Consider the following 20,013-nt stretch of genomic DNA (forward strand, 5'->3'; position numbering starts at 1 on the left):
ATCGGGGCGTTCGTCTCGATGTCCATGAGGCCTCGCGCCTCGAAGTGGGTGACGGGGCCGCGCCGCGCGACGACGGTGACGGCGCCGGAGATCTGTTCGGCGTCGATGGCGCGCTCGATCACCGCGCCGATGCGCTGCAGACGCTTCGCGGACAATCCCACGTCCTCGGGCGCCCCGGCGGGCACCTGGGCGCCGGCCGCGGCGACCGCGAGCAGGGAGGCGAGGGCGAACATCGACGACAACCGGAGTACGAAACGGGCTCCGTGACGGGCAGTATCAGCGCGCACCGGCAACTCCTTTGCTCGAGAAATGAACCGCGAGCCGTAGCTTACCGCATCATCGCTGCCGACCCGGTACCGGCTCGACGAATCCGGGGTCCGAGCACGGACAGCGCCGCCGCGGCGGCCACCTTGTGGTCCTTGCGCCACGGCGTTCCCGCCTCCCGGCCGAACCGGGCGATGATCGACGCGACCTCGCGCACGCCGACGCCCATGGCTTCGGCCGCCAGCACCGTCGGGTCGGTCCTGCGCGGATACCGCCGGACCTCCATGCCGATCCCGGCCGCGGCCTCGGCCAGCGACTCGCGGTAGAGCATGCCGTCGGCGGCATACGTCAGGGGACGCGAGCGCAGTACTTCCTCCAGCGAGTCGGGCAGGCGGTCGTACGGACTCGCGGGCAGGATCAGCACCCGGGCGCGACAGCCCGCCAGCAGGGTCGAGAGCGCGGCGCGCGCGTGCTCGGCCACCGACCGCCTCACCCGGTTCACGAGGTCGATTGCCACTCCGATGTCGAGTTCCATAGCCTCGTGATGGTAGGGCGCGCTCGGAAGGCCCTTGTCGATCAGCTCGACGCGCCGCCGATCGAGGAAGACGGGGACGGCGTCCCTTGCCGCGAGGGTGACGAGCTCGGCCCGCCCGTAGTGGTCGGAAGCGCCGATGACGGATTCGGCGAACGACACTACTCGTAGTCCGCGGCCGCCAGCGAGACGCGCACGACCTCGGCGTCGTTGCGCGCGATCACGTGCCGGTTGGCGAACGCCGGGTGCGCCCACAGGACCGGGCGATCGACGCCTCTCCAGCGACCGGAGCCGCCGCCGCGGGTACGGGTCGTGGGCGTCAGCAGGTGCGTGCGGTCGACCTCGTGGTAGCCGACGCGCGAGAAGCGGGCGATGACCAGCTCGCCCGTCTCGACGGAGATGAACGAGCGGTCCTGGTGCCGCACGAGGTGCGAGCTCGCCCAGCGGTCCTCGGGCACGAGCCGGTCGCTCGACCACAGCCGCTCGCCGGTCGCCGCGTCCACGCCGCGCAGCTCGCCGTAGCTGTTGAGCCCGTAGATCGCGTCGCCCACCACGATGGGCGTCGACGTCATGGATCGCTGCACCGGCCGGTCGGTGCGGTTGGGGTTGGCGCCGGTCCAGACCACCCGCGCCGCCGGCCGGTCGGGGTTGAGCGCCAGCATCAGGCCGCCGTTCTCCACCTGCGTGATGAGCAGGAGGCGCCCGCTGCGGACCGGCGTGCCGATGGTCAGCCCGCTGGGGATCGGAAAGTCGTGCTCCCACCAGGTGCGGCCGGTGGCCGGGTCGAGCGAGGTGACCCCGGCCGGGTGCCAGACGATCAACTGCCGCACGCCCCCGGCGGTGGTCACGATCGGCGAGGAGTAGCCCGCTTCCACGTTCGTATCGAGTGCGCGCCACGCCTCGGCGCCCGTCGCCTTGTCGAACGCCACGACCATGGCGTCGGGCTCGCCGCCCAGCAGCGTGATCAGGAGCTCGCCCTCCACGAGCGGCGAGTGCGCGACGCCGTAGACCGGCACCGTGACGTCGTAGTCGGCCGCGGTGTCGATCTGCCAGATCAGATCGCCGCCGGCGGTGTCGAAGCACGACAGCATGCCGGCCGCCCCGAGGATGTAGACGCGGTCGCCGTCGACGGTCGGCGTGGCCCGGGGGCCGGTGGCGAACACCGGGACGATGTTGCGGTAGGTGGCCGGCCATTCGCGCGTCCAGAGGACCGCGCCGGTTTCCTCGTCGAGCGCCACGAGCCGCTCGCGGCCGTCCATCGTGCGGCTGCCCGGCGTCTCCTGGTAGTCGAGGACGAAGACGCGTCCGCCGGCGACGGCCGGTCCGGCGAAGCCGGCGCGCACCGGCGTGCGCCACTTGACGATGAGCCCGTCCTCGGCGAAGCGCTCGACGATACCGGTCTCCTGCCACACGGCGGCCCGGTCGATGCCGCGCCACTGCGGCCAGTCTTCGGCGTCGAGCACGGCGGTCGAGCAGCAGACGGCGGCGCAGGCGAGCGCCGCCGTCATCCGGAAGGGCGTACGATGGTCAGACATCAAGGGACTCCAGATTCTCCCGGGACGAGCGCCGCGGCCATCGTCGGTCCCCCTACGCCAGGACCTCCTTGAACACCTCCATTGCCGCCGCCATCTCTTCCCGGCTGCCGATCGAGATTCGGCAATGCGTGGTGTGCAACGGCGGAAAGTCCCGGCCTACCAGCACCTTGCGCTCCAGGCACGCTTCGCGGAACTCCTGCGCGGGGCGCCCGATGTGGACGAAGATGTGGTTGGTGTTCGAGTCGGGCACGTCGAAGCCCATGTCGCGGAAGGCGGCGATGACGCCGTCGCGAATCTCGGCGTTCTCCTTGACTTCCTTGTCGATGTGCTCCGTGTCCTCGAACGCGGTGATCGCGGCGATCGCGCCCAGCATGTTGACGTCGCCCATGCCCCAGGCGTTGCGGATCTTGGCCAGGGTCTGCTCCTGGCCGAGGCCGTATCCGACACGCAGGCCCGCAATGCCGTGCGCCTTCGAGAAGGAACGGGTGACGAACACGCGCTCGTCCTCCAGGGCCAGGGGCACCGCGGTCTCGATGGCGCCGGGCCGGGCGTAGTTGATGTAGGCCTCGTCGACGTGAATCATGGTGTCGGGCGATTCACGCAGCACGCGGCGCACGAAGCCCTCGACGGCGCCGGGTCCGTGCACCGTGCCGGTCGGGTTGTTCGGATTGCAGAGATAGACCAGACCGGCGCCGCGGGACGCCTCCGCCAGCGCATCGAGATCGATGGCGAGCGAGCTGTCCAGATCCACCTCGATCGTCTTGGCCCCGATCCGCCGGGCGGTGGCCAGGCTGGTCGAGTAGGTGGGCATGGGGGTCACGAAGGCCCTGGTCGCCGAGGAGAATGCCCGCGCGGACCCCTGCAGCAAGGGGGTGGAGCCGGTGGCGAGCTGCACGTTGCCGGTACCGACCTTGTAGTAGTCGGCGATGACCTCTCTCAGCTCGTTGACGTGATCGGGCGAATAGCCGCGGCCCATGCGCTTGTTGGTGTGGGCCTGAATGGCCTGGACCGTCTTCGGGCCGGGGCCGCGCGCGCTCTCGTTCTGGTTGAGCTGGATGACGCCGCCGTCATAGACGCCGGACTTCGCGGCCTCCCGAGTCTGGGCGCTGGCCCGCTTGCCGAACGGTGACGTGCCGGTCAGGGCGCCGGCCGCGGCGCCCAGCGCGATGGTTCCTACGAATCCACGGCGTGTCGTCTTCATTTCGATTCCTCCCCGGGAAGCGATGGCGCCTGCTTCTTCCGCCGCCGGCCGGCGGTGAGCGCCTCGGCACCCGCGCAAGACGCCCCCGTCCCGGTCGTGTCCGTCCGTACGATTCCAGCATTCTATAACGCCTATAATCGCGGGCCATGCGGGCGGCCCGGCGAGGTCGTTCGGAGGGAGAAGCGCCGATGCCGAGACAGACACGCGCGGGACACGGCGGCGGAGCGAGTGACGGTCGGGCGCCGCGGAGGATACGACCGCTCGCCGGCGCCGCGGGTTTGGCCGCTTTCGGGCTGGCGCTCGGCATCGCTGCACCGGCCGCGGCCCAGCCCGCGGCGGGCGGCGCGTTCCTCGACGCGCAGGCCGCAAGCGGACGCACGGCCTACGGCCGCTCCTGTGCCTCCTGCCACGGCACGACGCTGCGGGGCGCGGTTCACGGGCCGGATCTGACCGGTCCGGGCTTTCTGGGCAACTGGGGATCGCAGACCGCGGCGGCGTTGTACGAGTACGTGCGGGCCGAGATGCCGCCGGGGCTCGGCGGATCGCTCCCGAGCGAAACCTACCTGAGCATCGTCGCCTACCTGCTGCAGGTGAACGGCCACGCGGCGGGACCGCGGGCGCTCACCGCGGACGCCGCCGCCATCGTCGGCGAGCCCGGCGCCGCGCCGGCAGGGGGCGCCCCCGCCACGGCGGATGCGTCCGACGCGGCGGCGGCGGACGAGCCCCGTGACGTGGACGCCGTGCCGGCGCGGCGCGCGTTCGTCAACCGCGAGGTCTCCGGCCTCACCCCGGTCACCGACGCGCTGCTCCGGAATCCGCCGGCGGAGGACTGGCTTACCTGGCGGCGCACCCGAGACAACCAGGGCTACACGCCGCTGGACCAGATCGGGCCCGACAGCGTGGCCGGCCTGCGCTTGGCCTGGGCGCTGGCCATGCCCGAGGGCACCAACCAGACCGCGCCGCTCGTCCACGACGGGGTGATGTTCCTGGCGAGTCCCGGCAACGTCGTGCAGGCCCTCGACGCGGCCACCGGCGAGCTGTTCTGGGAGCACCGGCACCAGTATCCCGAGGACGCGGAGAGCCGGCGCGCGACCCGCAGCATCGCCCTCTACCGGGACAAGGTCTACCTGGCCACCTACGACGCGGCCATCGTCGCCCTCGACGCGCGGACGGGCGAGCCGGTCTGGCAGACCACGCGGGCCGACTACCGGAAGGGCTTCGCCCAGACGGGCGGGCCGAGCATCGCGAACGGCATCGTCGTCAGCGGCATCAACGGCTGCGAGCGCTTCGAGGACGAAGGCTGCTTCATCACCGGCCACGACCCGGACACCGGCGAGGAGCTCTGGCGCACCTCGACCATCGCGCTGCCGGGCGACGTCAACAGCGGGACCTGGGGAGACATCCCGCCGCACCTGCGCGGCGGCGGCGACACCTGGATTCCGGGCGCCTACGATGCGGACCTCGACCTCTTCTTCATCGGCACCGCGCAGGCGAAGCCGTGGGTGGCGGCGAGCCGCGGGATGTCGACCTACAACGACGCCCTCTACACCAACTCGACGCTCGCCCTGCACCCCCGCACGGGGCAGGTCGCCTGGTACTTCCAGCACGTGCCGGGCGAGACGCTCGACCTGGACATCGTCTTCGAGCGGGTGCTGGTCGACGTCGACGATCACAAGTGGCTGTTCACGGCCGGCAAGGACGCCATCCTCTGGAAGCTCGACCGGCGCACGGGGGCCTTCGTCGACCTGGCCGAGATGCTGCCCCAGGACATCTTCGATTCGATCGATAGGGAGACCGGCCGCGTGAGCTACCGGCAGGACATTCGCGACGCCGGCGTCGACGACGCGGTGGATGCCTGCCCCAGCCTGTACGGCGGCCACAACTGGCAGGCGTCGGGCTACAGCCCCGAGGCGCAAGTGATCATCTATCCGCTGCACCAGGTGTGCATGACGCTGACCGGCCGTCACGTCGAGCTGGTGGAGGGGGGCGGCGGTCTCGGGGTCTCCGCCATCGAGCTCCACGAGATGCCGGGCACGAACGGCATGCTCGGACGCCTCGCCGCCTACGACGTGCGAACGATGGAGGAGGTCTGGAGCCGCGAGCAGCGCGCCATCTTCCTGACGTCGGTCCTGACGACGGCCACCGGGCTGGCCTTCGTCGGCGACGTCGACCGCTACTTCCGCGCGCTCGACGTGGGCACCGGCCAGGTCCTCTGGGAAACGCGCCTCGGCCAGTCCGGCCACGGGTTCCCGATCTCGTACGCCGCGGGCGGCAGGCAGTACGTCGCGGTCCCGACCGGCGTCGGCATCTTCCGCGGCCTGAGCGGCGTGCTCAGCCCGGACATCTACCAGCCCCCGTCGGGGAACGGGCTCTACGTCTTCGCCCTCCCGGACCGGGCCTCGGCGCCGTAGGGCGGCCCGCACGCGCTGCCGCGCAGGTGGCCGTCCCGGCTGCCCGCTTCGGGTTGCGACTGCTTCGCCGGGAGCCCGGTTTGCACGCCGAGCCTCGCGTCCGGGACCTACCAGGCCGGCATCCGGCGATCGCGCACGTGGGACGACGTGATGCGCCCGAGGCTGGGGGTGCCGGCCTGCCGCATCACCATCCGCAGCTCACTGTCCAGGATGTCGAGCGCCGTCTCGACGCCGGGCTGCCCGAACGCGGCGAGGCCGAAGATGTAGGGGCGTCCCACGCCCACGGCCGTCGCGCCGAGGGCCAGGGCCTTGAAGATGTCGGTGCCGCGGCGGAAGCCCCCGTCGACGATGATCGGGGCGCGCCCGGCCACGCCCGCCGCCACCTCGGGCACGCACTCGACCGACGAGCGCAGGCTGTTCTCCATGCGGCCGCCGTGGTTCGAGACCCAGATGCCGTCGGCGCCGCACTCCAGCGCGAGCTCCGCGTCCTCGCGCGTGACGATGCCCTTGAGCACCACCTTCATGGAGGTGGCGTCCTTCAGCCGCTTGACGTAGTCCCAGGTGGCGATGCGTCCGTCGAGCTGCGGCGGCCCCAGCGGCGGCGTGGTCGTCATCGGCTTCCCGTCGGGGTTGATCGTCGAGCCCAGGAAGCCGGGCAGCGCGAGGCCTTGGTCGTCGGGGTTCAGCGTGTGGCAGGTGCCGCAGAACGCGCGGTCGCGGCGCCGGGCGCGCGCGTGCACGATGCGCTTGCCGCCGCCCTGGCTGTCGATGGTCCAGGCCAGCACGGGGGAGCCGGCCGCCTCGGCGCGCTTGATCATGGCCAGCGTCCGGCTCCAGTCGGGGTCGCGGTAGAGCTGGAACCAGACGGGCCCGCCGCGGGCCGCCGCAACGTCCTCGATCGGCTGGCTCGCCGCGTTCGAGAGCGTCATGATGTGCCCGCGGGTGTTGACCGCGCGGGCCACCTCCACCTCGCCGCCCCGGTGGAAGGCGCTGAGCGCGCCGCAGGGGCAGAGGAGGATCGGGGAGTGCGCGCTCGACCCGAAGAGCGACACCGACATGTCCATGCGGCTGATGTCGACCAGGCGCCGGACGCGGAGCTGATACTGCGTGAACCCTTCCCGGTTCGCGCGGTACGTCGCCTCGTCCTCGGTGCCGCCGAGGAACGCCACGTGCCCGTAGTGCAGCTTCTCCTTGGCGACGGCCTCGAAGTCGAAGACCGTCAGCGCCTCTTCCGGCGACGCGATCAGCTCGCCAGCGGGGCCGCCCTCCCGGAACGGTTCCTGGCCGAGCGCGTGGAGGAGCTTCGGAGAGAGCGTGACGTACGGCAGGGCGGGGCTGGCGGCCAGCATCCGCAGGAACTGACGCCGGTCGGTGTGCGGGGCGCTCGGGTTGGGCATGTCACGCTCCTTTGGACATCGAGCCTTCACAGTATCACGCCGGATCGAACAGGACGCGGTGCCGGTGGCCAACCCGTAGCAGGCCGTCCGGGCTCCACTCGGCCGTATCGGTCGCAAGGTCGTGAATTGCGGTACTCTCTTGGCCGGGAGCTCGACTCCGCGTTTCGGATTCCGCAACGTGCCCACCAGACTGGTTGCCGGCTTCGGTGCCGCGCTGTGCGCCCTCGCGTTCTCGTTCTCGGGCCCGGCTGCGCTGGCCCAGGAACCCGGGGAACCTCGGGCCTACGTCAGTGTTGGAATAGCCGGTGCCTTTCCCGGAAGCGCTCGCTTCTCGGACGGCGAGGACGCCGGCCACGCCAACCTCTACGACCGGCCGGACCTGTTCACGCAGGGGGACTTTGCCGGCGCGCCGCAGTCGCACGCCGCCGCCGGCTATCGCGTCGCATCGCGCCTGCGCACCCAACTGGAGGTCACGATGGGTTGGGCGCACCAATACCGTGGCAACGCGAACTATGACCGGTCGGGCGTCGTCCAGCCGTCCTCGGCGGAGTTCCGCGGATGGCAGTTGTTGGCCATCGGCTTCTACGATTTACCGGCGTGGCGGTTGGGAGGGACACTGCGGGTCGAGCCGTATCTGGGCGGAGGCGCCGGCGTCACCGGCTACCGTCTGGACGACTTCCGGCAGGAGTTTCCCGAGCCCGAGAATCCGGACGGAGGCCTTCGGCGGGGGCCCGCCGCCGAGGTTCCGTACACCCGTCTGCCGCCGGGTCGCGGCCGGACCCGGACGGCGATGCTCGCGGCCGGCGTGGCACTCCCCATCACCGGCCGCGTGCGGCTCGATGTCGGCTATCGTTACACGGATGCCGGCGCTGTCCGCACCGACCCGGGCAACATCCTCGTAGTCCGCTACGGACGCGACGGCGGGCGCCGGGAGATCGGCGTGCCCATCAACGAGACGGCCGCCGACTTCCGGATGCACACACTGCTGGCGACGCTGCGGTTCGGGCTCTGACCAGGACCGCTCGCCGGCTATCTCCTGGCGCCTTGGCGCGAGGAGACGGTGGGTCCGACCGGCTCGGCATCACGAGCAACTTCACGTTGACGCCGGCGGAGATCGCCGAGGTCGTGGCCGGCGGATTCGAGGCGGCGCAGAGCGTGCGGAACTACCGCTTCTTCACCAACGCCTTTTCCACGACGTCGCAGGGCATCGACGTCGTCTCGACCTGGACGCCGCTGGCGCTGCGCGGGAACACGGTCATAAGCGCCGTGTTCAACCACACCGACACCGAGGTGACGGACAACGCCCGGGGTCTGCTCGACGGCCGGCGGCTTGCGGAGTACGCCTACGCCCTGCCGCGCACCCGCTGGAAGGTCGGCGTCACGCAACGCGTCGGGCGGGCGAGCCTGCTCGGCCGCCTCAGCTGCTACAGCGGCTGGTACGACTACGACAGCGGACGCGGAACGGTCTTCGATTCGTCCGGCGGCCTGGAGCAGGGCTTCTTCGACGGCCGGCCGATCGTCGACCTGGAGCTGAGCCTTCCCCTCGGACAGGGAACGACGCTGGCCGTCGGGGGCCAGAACGTCTTCGATACCTACTCGCAGGTGTCCGTCATTGCCAATGCGGTCGGCGAGCAGTACAGCGAGTACATGCCGTGGGGCTACAGCGGCGCTCTACATACTACGTGCGCATCGGTTACGACTGGGGTGGCTGAGGTTTCAACGACACGGGCTCCGGGCTCCGCTCGCAACTCACCGGCAGACGGTCTTGCCGTCGACGATCTGCGTCTTCGGATCACTCGGGGGCATCCCGGCCGTAGTCGCTGGATGTGAAGTCGATCGGAGCGTCGACCTCACGCGCCGGCAGATCGAAATCGACGGCATCGTCGCCGACGATGCGGCGGATCATCGCGCCGGCCGGCTCCACGTCCACGACGGCGTCGGCCAGGATGCGACGCACGGCCTCTTCCACGGACAGGCCGTCGCGCTGCGCCCGCATCTTCAGCCGCCGGAAGACCTCGCCGTCCAGACGGCGTACGCTCAAGCTCGCCATGGTTTCGCTCCGCTGGTTCCCTTGAAAAATGCTAGCACAATCCGTCTAAGTGCTTGCAGTCGACGACGACGGCGACGCTCAAAGCCGCGGTGACCGCGCAGAACCCCGAGATCATCGCCGACAGGCAAGATTTCGTCGCTATTCCCTGGTAGTCATGGGGAAAGCCGGCTCCTCCGATTGGCGCACCAACGTCCCTGACCCGGAAGATGCAGGCGCATGGACGCGAGGCCGAACTGCCGCGGCACTTCCGATGCGACGAAGGGCGACCATGGAAGAGTCCCGACCTGTTCAGAATCGCCTCGCTGACGTCTTGTACATTGAGAGTTGGATCCGGTGGACGCGGCAGGCGGTTCTGGCTGCGGGCGCCAACCGGACTGTACGAGGAGGTGTGCCCGATGGGTAGCGAGAGTCGCGACGATTCCTTCGTCGACTCGGCGGCCGCGCTCACGCTGCGGCAGCAGGTCTCGCAATGACCGAACGATCTGAAGGCCGCGCTGGCTTGAGGCTGTGAGGGTGCGCAGCATGGACATCGGCAGTCTGGTCTACGACCGCCCCGACCTGGGCCGATTCAAGGTGCACCGTTCCACCATGGTGTCGCGGCCCATCCACGAACTCGAGCGTCAGCGGATCTTCGACCGCTGCTGGCTCTACCTGGGACACGAGTCGGAGGTGCCTACTCCCGGCGATTACGCGCGGCGAGTGGTCGCCGAAAGGCCGCTGTTCTTCGTCCGCACCCGCGACGGCGAGGTGGCGGCGTTCCACAACACGCGAGTACCTGGCCGGGGCCGCCGAATACCTCGACATGGCCGTCACCATTCGTGTGTTCCAGCCTACCGGCCCCGCCGGCATGGACGTCACGGCGTGGGAGATGGCCCCCACCGGGGAAGCCGGCGCCAGGCTGCGCCGCCGCCTCGATTCGTTCCTGACCTTCCTGGGACCGGGCGGATTCGCCACGCCGGACGACATCGAAGCCCTGGAGTCGTGCCAGCAGGGATTCCGTTCGGGCGGCGTCGAGTGGTCGGATCTTTCCCGCGGGTTGCACCGCGAGCCGCACGCGAACGACGAGTTGCAGATGCGCTGCTTCTGGCGGCGCTGGCAGTCGCTAATTGCCGGAACACCGCACGTCGAGCAGTACGAAATGGGACTACCGCCCGGCGCGGTCCCGGAGTCTCCAACGTCATGGTGACGATGGTGGAAGGTGACGAAATCGAGGCCACCGCCGCGGTTGCCGTTTGGCGCTTTCGCGCGGGCGAATCACGGCGCCTTGAGCATCATCTTCTGAGATCAGCGCCGTGTTCAACCACACCGACACCGAGGTGACGGACCACGACAAGGGTCTGCTCGACGGCCGCCGGATCGCGGAGTACGCCTACGCCCTGCCGTGCAAATACCGTCTTGTTGTTTCATACCGAGCCGAGAAGTGCGACGGTAGGCTGAATGGCGACAGGGCAGAGCCTCGCCTTAAACAGATGACGGACCAGCGCCTGCGGGTGCCCCCGTGCCCCCGCCGAACCAGCGGGCACGCGTGGCGCCTGGCACGCGAGCGTTCGACGAGGGAGTGCGAGGCCGATGTCTGCCAAGCCTGCGCTCTGGTACGGCTGACCTCGTACCGCACGGGGCAGGTCGTGCGCTACGTGACAGCGGAGCCGATGCCGGCCGGGACCGAGCACACTTCGGGCGGAGGCGAGCTGCCCTCGGTCGCTCTGACAACCCGGTTCCTGGTGCTGTGCCAGCACTACGGCTCCGAAACGCTCGCGGTCCACATCGTGGCCGCAGGGCGCAGTACCGGAATATCGAACCTGCCGCCAGGCGACGACTGGACGAAATGGGACAGGGAGCAGTTGCGAGCGGCCATCGACTACCTCGAACAGAAACGCAGGGGGCGGTAGGCAGCCGACGGTGCCGCCGTCGGGAAACGGCCTGTCGCCGGGCGCCTGCAGTTGCGGCGGCAAGGCCGACAACGAGCCCAAGCAGGCGTCCGGCGCGCCGGAACTCGGCGACGCACCGTGTTCTCTCAGTTGAGAATCTCGGCCAGCGCCCGCCCGAACGCGTGCGCGGTGGCCGCGCGCGCCGAGCGGGGCGACGCCAGCATCGACGCCGTGAACGCGAGCACGCGCGACGATGAGTCCGAGCCCGCCGCAAAGCCGGCGCCGGGAGCGAGGTGCCGACGCCGAATGCGCCCCGCCACCTCCTCGATGTCGCCCCCCGCGAACGGATGCTCGCCCGACACCATTTCATGCAGCATCACGCACAGCGACCAGAGGTCGTCGGCCTCGTCGGCCGCGCGGCCGGACAGCACCTCGGGCGACTGATAGGCCAACGTCCCGCCCATCGTGGCGGCGTCGTTGGCCGCGCGAGCCAAACCGAAGTCCAGCAGCTTCGGCGACCCGCCGGACGTGAACCCGACGTTGCTCGGCTTGACATCCCCGTGCAGATAGCCCGCGTCGTGCAGTGCCGCCAGGGCATCGGACAACAGGGCGGCCGCGGCGACCGCCTGCGGCGCCGGCAGCGGGCCGTGCCGCAACCGGTCCTTGAGCGTGCCGCCGGCCAGGAACTCGACGACGAGGAACGGACGGCCCCGCCAGGACTCGACGCCGTAAATCTGGACCACCGCCGGATGTGTCACCGTCGCCATGGCCCACGCTTCCGGCTTCATTCCCATCAGCCGCGAGGCCGACATGCCCGTCAGCGTCTTGACCGCGACGTCGCGCTCGAGCCGGAGGTCGCGCGCCAGATACACTGCGCCCATTCCACCGCGGCCCAGGCGCCGGATCAGTCGATACTTGCCGGCGAGAAGCTTGGGGACCTCGGCCTCGACATACGCCGACCCGCAGTCGCAAGCCGGCGAGTCGGCGGTGTCGGTCACGGCGCGGCACACGGGGCACTCGTGCGCCGCCGCCGCCTCCCGCGGCCGGGCGCCCGGTCCGCGTGTAACGTGCAGGCGCGCGACCGCCAGCCCCGCGGCCGCCCCCAGCGCCTCGAGGAACGGCACGTCGACCGAGCGCACGATCCGGCCGTCGAGGCGACGCCCCACCACCACGACGCCGAACAGCTCCGCGCCGGGTCCGGGCACCGGCACGATCGCATCTGCCCCGGTCTCGATCACCCACGCCGCATCGTCAGGCGGCAGCAAGGCGAAGATCGACGTCCTGTCGCCCGGATGGACGCGCAGCGACCCGCCCGCCGTCTCCAGGATGTGCAAGATGGCCGACGCGCGCGCCAGCGGCGCCATCTTGTCGTCCGGCGCGCGGAAGTCATCCGCTTCCGTGTCGGTGTCGGTCGTGAGCAGCAGGACGGCAGGCGCACCGCAGCCGCGCGTCGCCGTCCGGTGCACCGTTCGGTTGACCGTCGTGATCCGCCCGACCCTGGCCAACGTCGCCGCCGCGTGGGCCAGCACCGCTCTTTGGTCCGTGGTCTCCGGAAAAATCCAGGCGTCGAGACGGAGCAGGAGTTGCTCGCGGCCGACGACCAACAGCAGCATGAGCGCGAGGGCGGCTGCGAGAGACTGCGCCAGCGGATCCGCGATGACCGCCCCCACCGTACGCTCCGGACGGCTCGCCATCAGCCACCCCAGCGCCACCATTGGCGCCACGGCAGCCATGCCGAGCAGGTGGGGGCGCAGCAGCAGCCGTCGGTAGAACGCCCGGACCACCTCGCGCAGGTGCGGCACGCGCACCGCGAGCATCGCATACCAGAGCAGGACCATCCCGGGAAAACGCATCAGCCCGATCACCGTCACCGATGGCGTCCATTCATAGGTGAACAACCAGTTCTCCCCCGGCGAGAACACAGCGATCACGTCGTAGGTCAGCGCCGAGCCCACGTACAGCACAAACCCACCGCTGAACACCAGGACGCGCCTTGCCTCGTCGGCCGGCGCCGAGCGCGCGCGCAGCCCGACGACCGCGAACGCCGCGAGCGCCGACAGATGCAGAGCAGGGATGGTCGCATCGCCGACCGGGAAGACTATCGCCGTTCCGTACCCCGCCGTCGCGAGCTCGAACGATAGAGCGAGCGCGACCCACATCGTGCAGCCGACCCCCAGGCTGACCGGCACCATGCGGCGCGTGAGGCCATCGAGCCGGGTCCGGCGGCGGATACGCGGACACTCGCGAGCGAACGCCCAGAGGAAGGCGGGCGCGAACAGGAACGGCAGTACGTAGACGTGAGCGAGCAGCTTGGCCGGCGCGGGCGCTTCCAGGGCAAACCCGTCGATCAGGTGAGGCTGAATCTCCCACACAGACGCGTACACCATGTGTAGCGGCGCCAGCGTGGCCTTCAGCAGGAAGAACCCCCCGAGCAGCCATGCCCGTTGGTCGCCGCGGCCGGCCAGCAGCAGCACGCAGGCGGTCGCGACATGCCCGAGGAACAGGGTCGTCAGGAAGACGGCAAGCTCGCCATGTGCACCTCGGTAGTCGTTCCATGTCGATGAGAGCACCAGCAGTGCCGCCGCCACGTCGAGAGCGGCGATGGCGAGCAATGCGTGGAGGACGCGGCGAACCCGGGCGCCGGCGAACGGCTCGGTGCTCGTCGGCGGCCCGCTCCGCAGCGCAGCGTCAGCGGCAGGTCGACCCGCGAAGATGGCGCCGAGGCTGCGCAGGCTGTCGAGCACGCGACGATTGGCGGGCGTAGCGAGCCCGGCGCACCGCTCCCACTCGACCTCCTGGTCCAGCGTGAGCGCGTCGGCCACGTCGGTGACCAGATCGTCGCGACCGCTGTTACCCATCGCATGTTGCCTTTGTTCGGTCTGCTCGCCGGCGCGCGGCAGCACCGCGCGCCGCGTCCATCCGAATGACGGCTCTCGTGTAGATAGGACGTCGGCGGGCGGATTCTGAACACGCGGGCTCGCGTTACGAATCCGCGATGGCGTTGCTCAGCCGGATCACCGCCCGCCGCAGCGCCATCCGCGCGGCGGCGGGACTGGGCAGGCGTTCGAGGAGGGCGAGTTGCTCGTCGCTGTATCCCAGCTCCCCGCGACCGACGATCAGCCGGCGCTCGCGGGCCGTCAGGCGCCCCAGGCAGTGCAGGTAGCGCTTCCAGGTCTCCTCGTCGACGAGCTGCCGGTATTGCGGCGCCGCATCGTCCGTGTACCGGACCGACGCGTCCGGCGCGATGCTGTTCCGACGACGGGCCGCGCGCCGCAACTCGTCACGGATTCGGTTCTCGACCGCGCGGCGAAGGTAGGTTCGCAACGCGCTGGCCTGTCTCGCCTCGAAGCCGCCGAGCCGCGCGAACGTCTGCCGCAACGTGTCCTGGACCAGGTCGCTCGTGTCGATGGCGCCGCGCATCCGCTGCGGCAAGCGGCCGCGAGCCCACCGCCGAAGCCACGGTGTGTACCGTTCGAGCAACGCGCCGGCCGCCGAGCGGCTCCCCGTTCTGACCCGCTCGAAGAGGCGCCGCTCGGAACTGGAACTGCTGCGGTCAGGCTCGTTCACGGCTTCCTGAGACAGGCCGGGTTCACGGGCGCACGACCGCGGGCGGGGCGCTGCCGAACTCGGTCGGCGCCTCGAACCCGAGCCGCGGCGCCGACATGTCGGCCGCTTCCTCTTCCTTCACGTGCATCAGGCCCGCCCTCGGTCCGATGGCCGATCACCAATCGGCCTGGTGGTGGGAAACGGGTTGCAACGATGGAGTCGTGCATCTTCACGCATGGACGTAGCGCGAATTCTACAGGACCCGAAAGATGCAGGGCGCATGGACGCGAGGCCGAACCGGCGCCGGCACTCCCGATTCGACGAAGGGTGGCCATGGAAGAGTCCCGACCTGTTCAGAATCGCCTCGCTGACGTCTTGTACTATTGAGAGTTGGATCCGGTGGACGCGGAGGGCGGTCCTGGCTGCGAGCGTCGACCGGACTGTACGAGGAGGTGTGCCCGATGGGTAGCGAGGGTCGCGACGATTCCTTCGTCGACTCGGCGGCCGCGCTCACGCTGCGGCAGCAGGTCTCGCAATGACCGAACGATCTGAAGGCCGCGCTGGCTTGAGGCTGTGAGGGTGCGCAGCATGGACATCGGCAGTCTGGTCTACGACCGCCCCGACCTGGGCCGATTCAAGGTGCACCGTTCCACCATGGTGTCGCGGCCCATCCACGAACTCGAGCGTCAGCGGATCTTCGACCGCTGCTGGCTCTACCTGGGACACGAGTCGGAGGTGCCTACTCCCGGCGATTACGCGCGGCGAGTGGTCGCCGAAAGGCCGCTGTTTTTCGTCCGCACCCGCGACGGCGAGGTGGCGGCGTTCCACAACACGTGCCCCCATCGGGGCGCCCTCGTGTGCCGGACCGACCGCGGCAACGCCGAGGCGTTCCAGTGCTTCTACCACGCCTGGACCTTCGACACGTCCGGCGCTCTGACCGGACTGCCGGGTGGCGACGGGTACGGCCCGGATTTCGACCGCGGCGAAATGGGGCTGCGGTCGCCGCGCTTCGACAGCTACCGGGGCTTCGTCTTCGTCTGCTTCGACCGCGAGACCGAGCCCCTGCGCGAGTACCTGGCCGGGGCCGCCGAATACCTCGACCTGGTGGCCGACCAGGACGCCGTCGGGATGCGGGTCGTCGCCGGCTCGAACCGCTACAGCATCAAGGCCAACTGGAAGCTGCTCGCCGAGAACAGCGTCGACGGCTACCATACGCCTTTCGCCCACCGGAGCTTCTTCGACTACCTGGCCGGCGCCGGCGGGGGAAACCCGACAGCCGTCGGCGACCGCCGGGGGTTCGGTCGTTCCCTCGGCAACGGACACGGCGTGATGGAGGTCGACGCTGCCTTCGGGCGGCCGGTCGCCATGTGGCATCCGTGTTACGGCGAGGATGCCCGCGCCGAGATCGAGAGCATCAAGGACGAACTCATCGCCCGCCACGGGCTCAACAAGGCGCTTCGGATGTGCGAGAAGTCCCGCAACCTGCTGATATTCCCCAATCTGATCATCAACGACATCATGGCCGTCACCATTCGTGTGTTCCAGCCTACCGGCCCCGCCGGCATGGACGTCACGGCGTGGGAGATGGCCCCCACCGGGGAAGCCGGCGCCAGGCTGCGCCGCCGCCTCGATTCGTTCCTGACCTTCCTGGGACCGGGCGGATTCGCCACGCCGGACGACATCGAAGCCCTGGAGTCGTGCCAGCAGGGATTCCGTTCGGGCGGCGTCGAGTGGTCGGATCTTTCCCGCGGGTTGCACCGCGAGCCGCACGCGAACGACGAGTTGCAGATGCGCTGCTTCTGGCGGCGCTGGCAGTCGCTCGTTGCCGGAACACCGCACGTCGAGCAGTACGAGCAGGGACTACCGCCCGGCGCGATCCCGGAAACCGCCCCGTCCCCCGAGTCGACCAGGGGCGCGGAATAGTCCGCTGGCGAGAGCAAGGAGCGGAGCATGGAACCCAAGTCCACTCCGGCCCAGCCGTTCGCGGCCGGACTTCCGGGCGACGCCGCCTCGCTGCTGTTGCAGCTCGAAGTCGAGCAGTTGCTCTATCTGGAAGCGCGGCTGCTGGACGATTGGAGCTTGGACGCTTGGCTGGCGCTGTACACTCCGGACGCGCGCTATGTGGTCCCCACGACCGACCTGCCGAAGGGCGACCCGGGATCCGACCTCGTGTTCATCGACGACGACCGCGACCGGATGGCAGCCCGGGTCGTCAGGCTGCAGGGCCGCCACGCCCACCGCGAGTACCCCTGGTCGCGCACCCGCCGGTTCGTCTCCAACGTCATGGTGACGATGGTGGAAGGTGATGAGATCGAGGCCACCGCCGCGGTTGCCGTCTGGCGCTTCCGCGCGGGCGAATCCGCTCCCTACGTCGGGCGTTACGACGTGCGCCTGCGCCGGGTGGGCGGACGCCTGCGCCTGTGCCGCAAACGCGCCGTCCTGGACCAGGAGACCCTGTCCGATCACGGCGCCTTGAGCATCATCTTCTGAGAATGCACGAGGGTCGTCGTGACCGTGGTGACCCTATGGCTCTTTTTCGGCTGAAGCCGCTGTTCCTGCTGGGTCTGGCCCTGTGGTGCTACGCTCCTACGCTGGCGCAGGACCGGCAACCCGAACCCCTGCCATCGGCCAGGCAGGCCGGGCACGGCGAAACGGATCACAGGCGTGAGCCGGATTCGCCTGGCGGCCATCCCGCACAAGACGATTCGGCGCCGGCACCGCCGCCGCAGTTCGACGAGGAGGTCGTCGTCGTCGGCAGCCGCGCGCAGCCGCGGTCGGTCACCGACTCGACCGTGCCGATCGATGTCATCCCCGCCACCGACGTGCGCCAGGGCGACTCCAATCTGGCCAACCAGTTGCGCGTGCTCCTGCCGTCCTTCCATATCAATCCGCAGGAGGACGGCGCCGCCGTCGTCCGGCCTGCGAGCCTGCGGGGTCTGGCGCCCGACCATACGCTGGTGCTCGTCAACGGGAAGCGGCGTCACCGCGGGGCGGAGATCGCCTGGCAGGGCAGCGGCGTGGCCGACGGCGCGCAGGGACCGGACATCTCGACCATACCCGCGATCGCCTTGCGGGGAATCGAGGTGTTGCGCGACGGCGCGGCGGCCCAGTACGGCTCGGACGCCATCGCCGGCGTGCTGAATTTCCTGCTGAAGGACGACCGCGACGGCGGCAGCGTCGAATTGAGCAGCGGGACGCATGCCGCGGGGGACGGCCGGGGATACGGCGTCGCCGCCAACACGGGCCTGCCGCTCGGCCGGACCGGCTTCGCCAACCTCAGCCTCGAGTACGGCAACACGGCCTCCACGGACCGGAGCGTGCAGCGGACGGACGCGGCGGGCCTCATCGCGGCCGGAAATCGTCACGTCGGCGACCCAGCCCAGCAATGGGGAGCCACGCAAGTCGACGACGATCTCAAGCTCCTCGCCAACCTCGGCCACCTGTTCGCCAACGGCGCGCAGGCGTACGGCCACGCGAACTACGCGCGCCGGGATGTGCTCACGTTCTTCTACTACCGGAATCCCAACACGCGGAGTGGCGTGTTCAGCAACGACGGCGGCCGGACGCTGCTCGTCGGCGATGTGCTGGCCGCGCGCGGCGACGGCTCGGCGCACTGCCCCCCGGTGGCGATCACGAACAACGCGCCCGAGCCGGCTGCGCTCGCGCAGGTCTTCGACGACCCGCACTGCTTTTCTTTCCAGGAGCTGTTCCCGGGCGGGTTCGCGCCGCGATTCGGCGGTGTTGCCCGCGACGCCTCGGTGGTCGGCGGCGTACGCGGACAGCTCGCCGGCGGCGTGCTCTGGGATGCGAGCGTCACGGCGGGCGCGAACACCGCGGACTTTTCCATCCGCAACACGGTCAATGCCTCGCTCGGTCCCGCGTCGCCCACGACGTTCGATGTCGGTCTCTACGGGCAACGGGAAGTCGGTGTCAATCTCGACCTGAGCCGTGCCTTGACCGACCGGGTTCATCTCGCCGGCGGTGGCGAATGGCGCAACGAGCAGTTCCGGATCGGCCTCGGCCAGCCGGAGTCCTGGCGCCAGGGTCCATACGCCGCCCAGGGCTTCAGCGTCGGTTCCAACGGGTGGCCGGGATTCAGCCCGATCGCCGCCGGCCGTTGGGACCGCGCCAACGCCGCCGTGTACGGCGATGTCGAGCTTCGTGGCGAGCGCAACTGGGTCGTCGGGGCGGCGGCCCGGTTCGAGCATTTCGCCGACTTCGGCGCGACCCTGAACGGCAAGCTCTCGGGCCGTGTCCCGCTCTCCGGGCGCGTCGCGTTGCGTGGCAGCCTGAGCACGGGATTCCGGGCGCCGACCCCGGGCCAGCAGAACGCGTTCAACGTGTCCACCCAGTACGTGTTCGCGCTTCACGACCTGGTCAACAACGGCACGATTCCCTCGACCTCGGCGGTCGCCCGGTTGCGCGGCGGTCGACCCCTGACGCCCGAGCGAGCCGTCAACGTCAGCGTCGGCGCCGTGGCCGGCGGCGGCCCGTTCACGCTGACCGCCGACTACTTCCGCATCGATCTGTCCGATCGACTGACGCTGAGCCGGCTGTTCGCGCTCGATGCCGCCGAAGTCGACCGGCTGCTGGCGGAGGGGATCACGAGCGCCCGCAATCTGGCGAACTTTCGCTTCTTCACCAACGACCTGGAAACCCGGACGCAGGGGCTCGACCTGGTCACCGCCTGGACGCCGCCGTCCCTCGGCGGGTCAACGGCGCTCAGCGTGCTCTTCAACTACACCGCTACCGCTGCCACCGACTTCAATCCGGCGCTGCTGAATCCCGACCGATTCGCCGACAGGATTCGGCTGCTGGAGGAGGCGCTGCCGAACACGCGCTGGAACGCCACGCTCGAGCAGGACGTCGGTCGCGGGACGCTGCTCGGCCGCCTGAGCTACTACGGCGGATGGTTCGACCGGCGGGACGTGCGACGCTACCGCGGCAAGCCGATCCTGGACGTCGAGGCCGCTTGGCCCATAAGCGAGGCCGTCTCGCTCACGATAGGCAGTCGGAACGTCCTGAACACCTATCCGGACGACAATCCCAACCCAGGCAGGCTCGGGAACCGCTATCCGCCCTCCACGCCATTCGGCTTCAACGGTGGGTTCTACTACGTGCGCCTTGGGTACCGGTGGCGGACGGCGGGCTGAAGCCCTCGAACTGTTCAAACAACCGAGACCACTTCATCCGCAGCGAGGATATCGAC

15 protein-coding genes and 1 pseudogene are annotated in these 20,013 nt (G+C 69.9%); 8 read left to right on the top strand and 8 right to left on the bottom strand.

Annotated features, from left to right (window positions below; all coding sequences use genetic code 11):
• The 4 genes from F4X11_26570 to F4X11_26585 all read right to left on the bottom strand — a co-directional run.
• Positions 1–287 (bottom strand): hypothetical protein (locus F4X11_26570; protein ID MYN68538.1); only part of this gene is annotated, 287 nt, incomplete at its 3' end.
• Between the two features lie 41 nt (positions 288–328).
• The gene (locus tag F4X11_26575) at positions 329–958 is read right to left on the bottom strand and encodes a hypothetical protein (GenBank protein ID MYN68539.1); all 630 of its coding nucleotides are present in this window, start codon (positions 956–958) and stop codon (positions 329–331) included.
• Positions 958–2,331: a PQQ-binding-like beta-propeller repeat protein gene (locus F4X11_26580; GenBank protein MYN68540.1), complete on the bottom strand. Its 1,374-nt coding sequence runs from the start codon at positions 2,329–2,331 to the stop codon at positions 958–960. Before F4X11_26580 ends, F4X11_26575 begins: the two co-directional genes overlap by 1 nt.
• Before the next feature lie 52 nt (positions 2,332–2,383).
• Positions 2,384–3,532 (bottom strand): histidinol-phosphate aminotransferase family protein, encoded by a 1,149-nt coding sequence (locus F4X11_26585; GenBank protein MYN68541.1) that lies wholly within the window; start codon positions 3,530–3,532, stop codon positions 2,384–2,386.
• A gap of 146 nt (positions 3,533–3,678) precedes the next feature.
• On the opposite strand from F4X11_26585, the gene F4X11_26590 reads away from it, so the two are divergent.
• Entirely contained in the window at positions 3,679–5,943 is a 2,265-nt protein-coding gene (locus tag F4X11_26590) for a PQQ-binding-like beta-propeller repeat protein (GenBank protein MYN68542.1), read from the top strand.
• A gap of 107 nt (positions 5,944–6,050) precedes the next feature.
• Here F4X11_26590 and F4X11_26595 read toward each other — a convergent pair whose 3' ends face one another.
• Positions 6,051–7,340, bottom strand: coding sequence for an alpha-hydroxy-acid oxidizing protein (locus F4X11_26595; protein ID MYN68543.1), 1,290 nt, complete (start codon positions 7,338–7,340; stop codon positions 6,051–6,053).
• Between the two features lie 106 nt (positions 7,341–7,446).
• Here F4X11_26595 and F4X11_26600 point away from each other — a divergent pair, with 106 nt between their 5' ends.
• Positions 7,447–8,352 (top strand): outer membrane beta-barrel protein, encoded by a 906-nt coding sequence (locus F4X11_26600; GenBank protein ID MYN68544.1) that lies wholly within the window; start codon positions 7,447–7,449, stop codon positions 8,350–8,352.
• Positions 8,353–8,384: 32 nt separating this feature from the next.
• Complete coding sequence (locus tag F4X11_26605; protein MYN68545.1) at positions 8,385–9,170, top strand: TonB-dependent receptor; 786 nt, start codon at positions 8,385–8,387, stop codon at positions 9,168–9,170.
• Here the strand turns inward: F4X11_26605 and F4X11_26610 are convergent.
• Complete coding sequence (locus F4X11_26610) at positions 9,133–9,390, bottom strand: hypothetical protein (GenBank protein MYN68546.1); 258 nt, start codon at positions 9,388–9,390, stop codon at positions 9,133–9,135. The genes F4X11_26605 and F4X11_26610 overlap by 38 nt on opposite strands.
• Positions 9,391–9,912: 522 nt before the next feature.
• Here F4X11_26610 and F4X11_26615 point away from each other — a divergent pair.
• Together F4X11_26615 and F4X11_26620 are read left to right on the top strand one after the other, a co-directional pair.
• Positions 9,913–10,576, top strand: a pseudogene (locus F4X11_26615) (hypothetical protein).
• 106 nt (positions 10,577–10,682) lie between these two features.
• Entirely contained in the window at positions 10,683–11,279 is a 597-nt protein-coding gene (locus F4X11_26620; protein MYN68547.1) for a hypothetical protein, read from the top strand.
• A gap of 125 nt (positions 11,280–11,404) precedes the next feature.
• Here the strand turns inward: F4X11_26620 and F4X11_26625 are convergent, their stop codons facing one another.
• Positions 11,405–14,116 carry a serine/threonine protein kinase gene (locus tag F4X11_26625; GenBank protein ID MYN68548.1) on the bottom strand — a complete coding sequence of 904 codons (2,712 nt, stop codon included), beginning with the start codon at positions 14,114–14,116 and terminating at the stop codon, positions 11,405–11,407.
• 124 nt (positions 14,117–14,240) lie between these two features.
• Positions 14,241–14,840, bottom strand: coding sequence for an RNA polymerase sigma factor (locus tag F4X11_26630; GenBank protein ID MYN68549.1), 600 nt, complete (start codon positions 14,838–14,840; stop codon positions 14,241–14,243).
• Positions 14,841–15,392: 552 nt separating this feature from the next.
• Here F4X11_26630 and F4X11_26635 point away from each other — a divergent pair.
• The 3 genes from F4X11_26635 to F4X11_26645 are packed head-to-tail and all read left to right on the top strand — an operon-like array spanning position 15,393 to position 19,957.
• Positions 15,393–16,727 (top strand): Rieske 2Fe-2S domain-containing protein, encoded by a 1,335-nt coding sequence (locus tag F4X11_26635; GenBank protein ID MYN68550.1) that lies wholly within the window; start codon positions 15,393–15,395, stop codon positions 16,725–16,727.
• Positions 16,728–16,754: 27 nt separating this feature from the next.
• Positions 16,755–17,294 (top strand): aromatic-ring-hydroxylating dioxygenase subunit beta, encoded by a 540-nt coding sequence (locus tag F4X11_26640; GenBank protein MYN68551.1) that lies wholly within the window; start codon positions 16,755–16,757, stop codon positions 17,292–17,294.
• Between the two features lie 2 nt (positions 17,295–17,296).
• Entirely contained in the window at positions 17,297–19,957 is a 2,661-nt protein-coding gene (locus F4X11_26645) for a TonB-dependent receptor (protein ID MYN68552.1), read from the top strand.
• Positions 19,958–20,013 lie beyond the last annotated feature (56 nt).

This window comes from Acidobacteriota bacterium, from assembly GCA_009861545.1.
Classification (GTDB): domain Bacteria; phylum Acidobacteriota; class Vicinamibacteria; order Vicinamibacterales; family UBA8438; genus WTFV01.

Coding starts and splice junctions, on each gene's coding strand:
- F4X11_26580 (MYN68540.1), bottom strand. CDS start 2,331: ATGTCTGACCATCGTACGCCCTTCCGGATGACGGCGGCGCTCGCCTGC.
- F4X11_26585 (MYN68541.1), bottom strand. CDS start 3,532: ATGAAGACGACACGCCGTGGATTCGTAGGAACCATCGCGCTGGGCGCC.
- F4X11_26590 (MYN68542.1), top strand. CDS start 3,679: ATGCGGGCGGCCCGGCGAGGTCGTTCGGAGGGAGAAGCGCCGATGCCG.
- F4X11_26595 (MYN68543.1), bottom strand. CDS start 7,340: ATGCCCAACCCGAGCGCCCCGCACACCGACCGGCGTCAGTTCCTGCGG.
- F4X11_26610 (MYN68546.1), bottom strand. CDS start 9,390: ATGGCGAGCTTGAGCGTACGCCGTCTGGACGGCGAGGTCTTCCGGCGG.
- F4X11_26625 (MYN68548.1), bottom strand. CDS start 14,116: ATGGGTAACAGCGGTCGCGACGATCTGGTCACCGACGTGGCCGACGCG.
- F4X11_26635 (MYN68550.1), top strand. CDS start 15,393: ATGGACATCGGCAGTCTGGTCTACGACCGCCCCGACCTGGGCCGATTC.
- F4X11_26640 (MYN68551.1), top strand. CDS start 16,755: ATGGAACCCAAGTCCACTCCGGCCCAGCCGTTCGCGGCCGGACTTCCG.
- F4X11_26645 (MYN68552.1), top strand. CDS start 17,297: ATGCACGAGGGTCGTCGTGACCGTGGTGACCCTATGGCTCTTTTTCGG.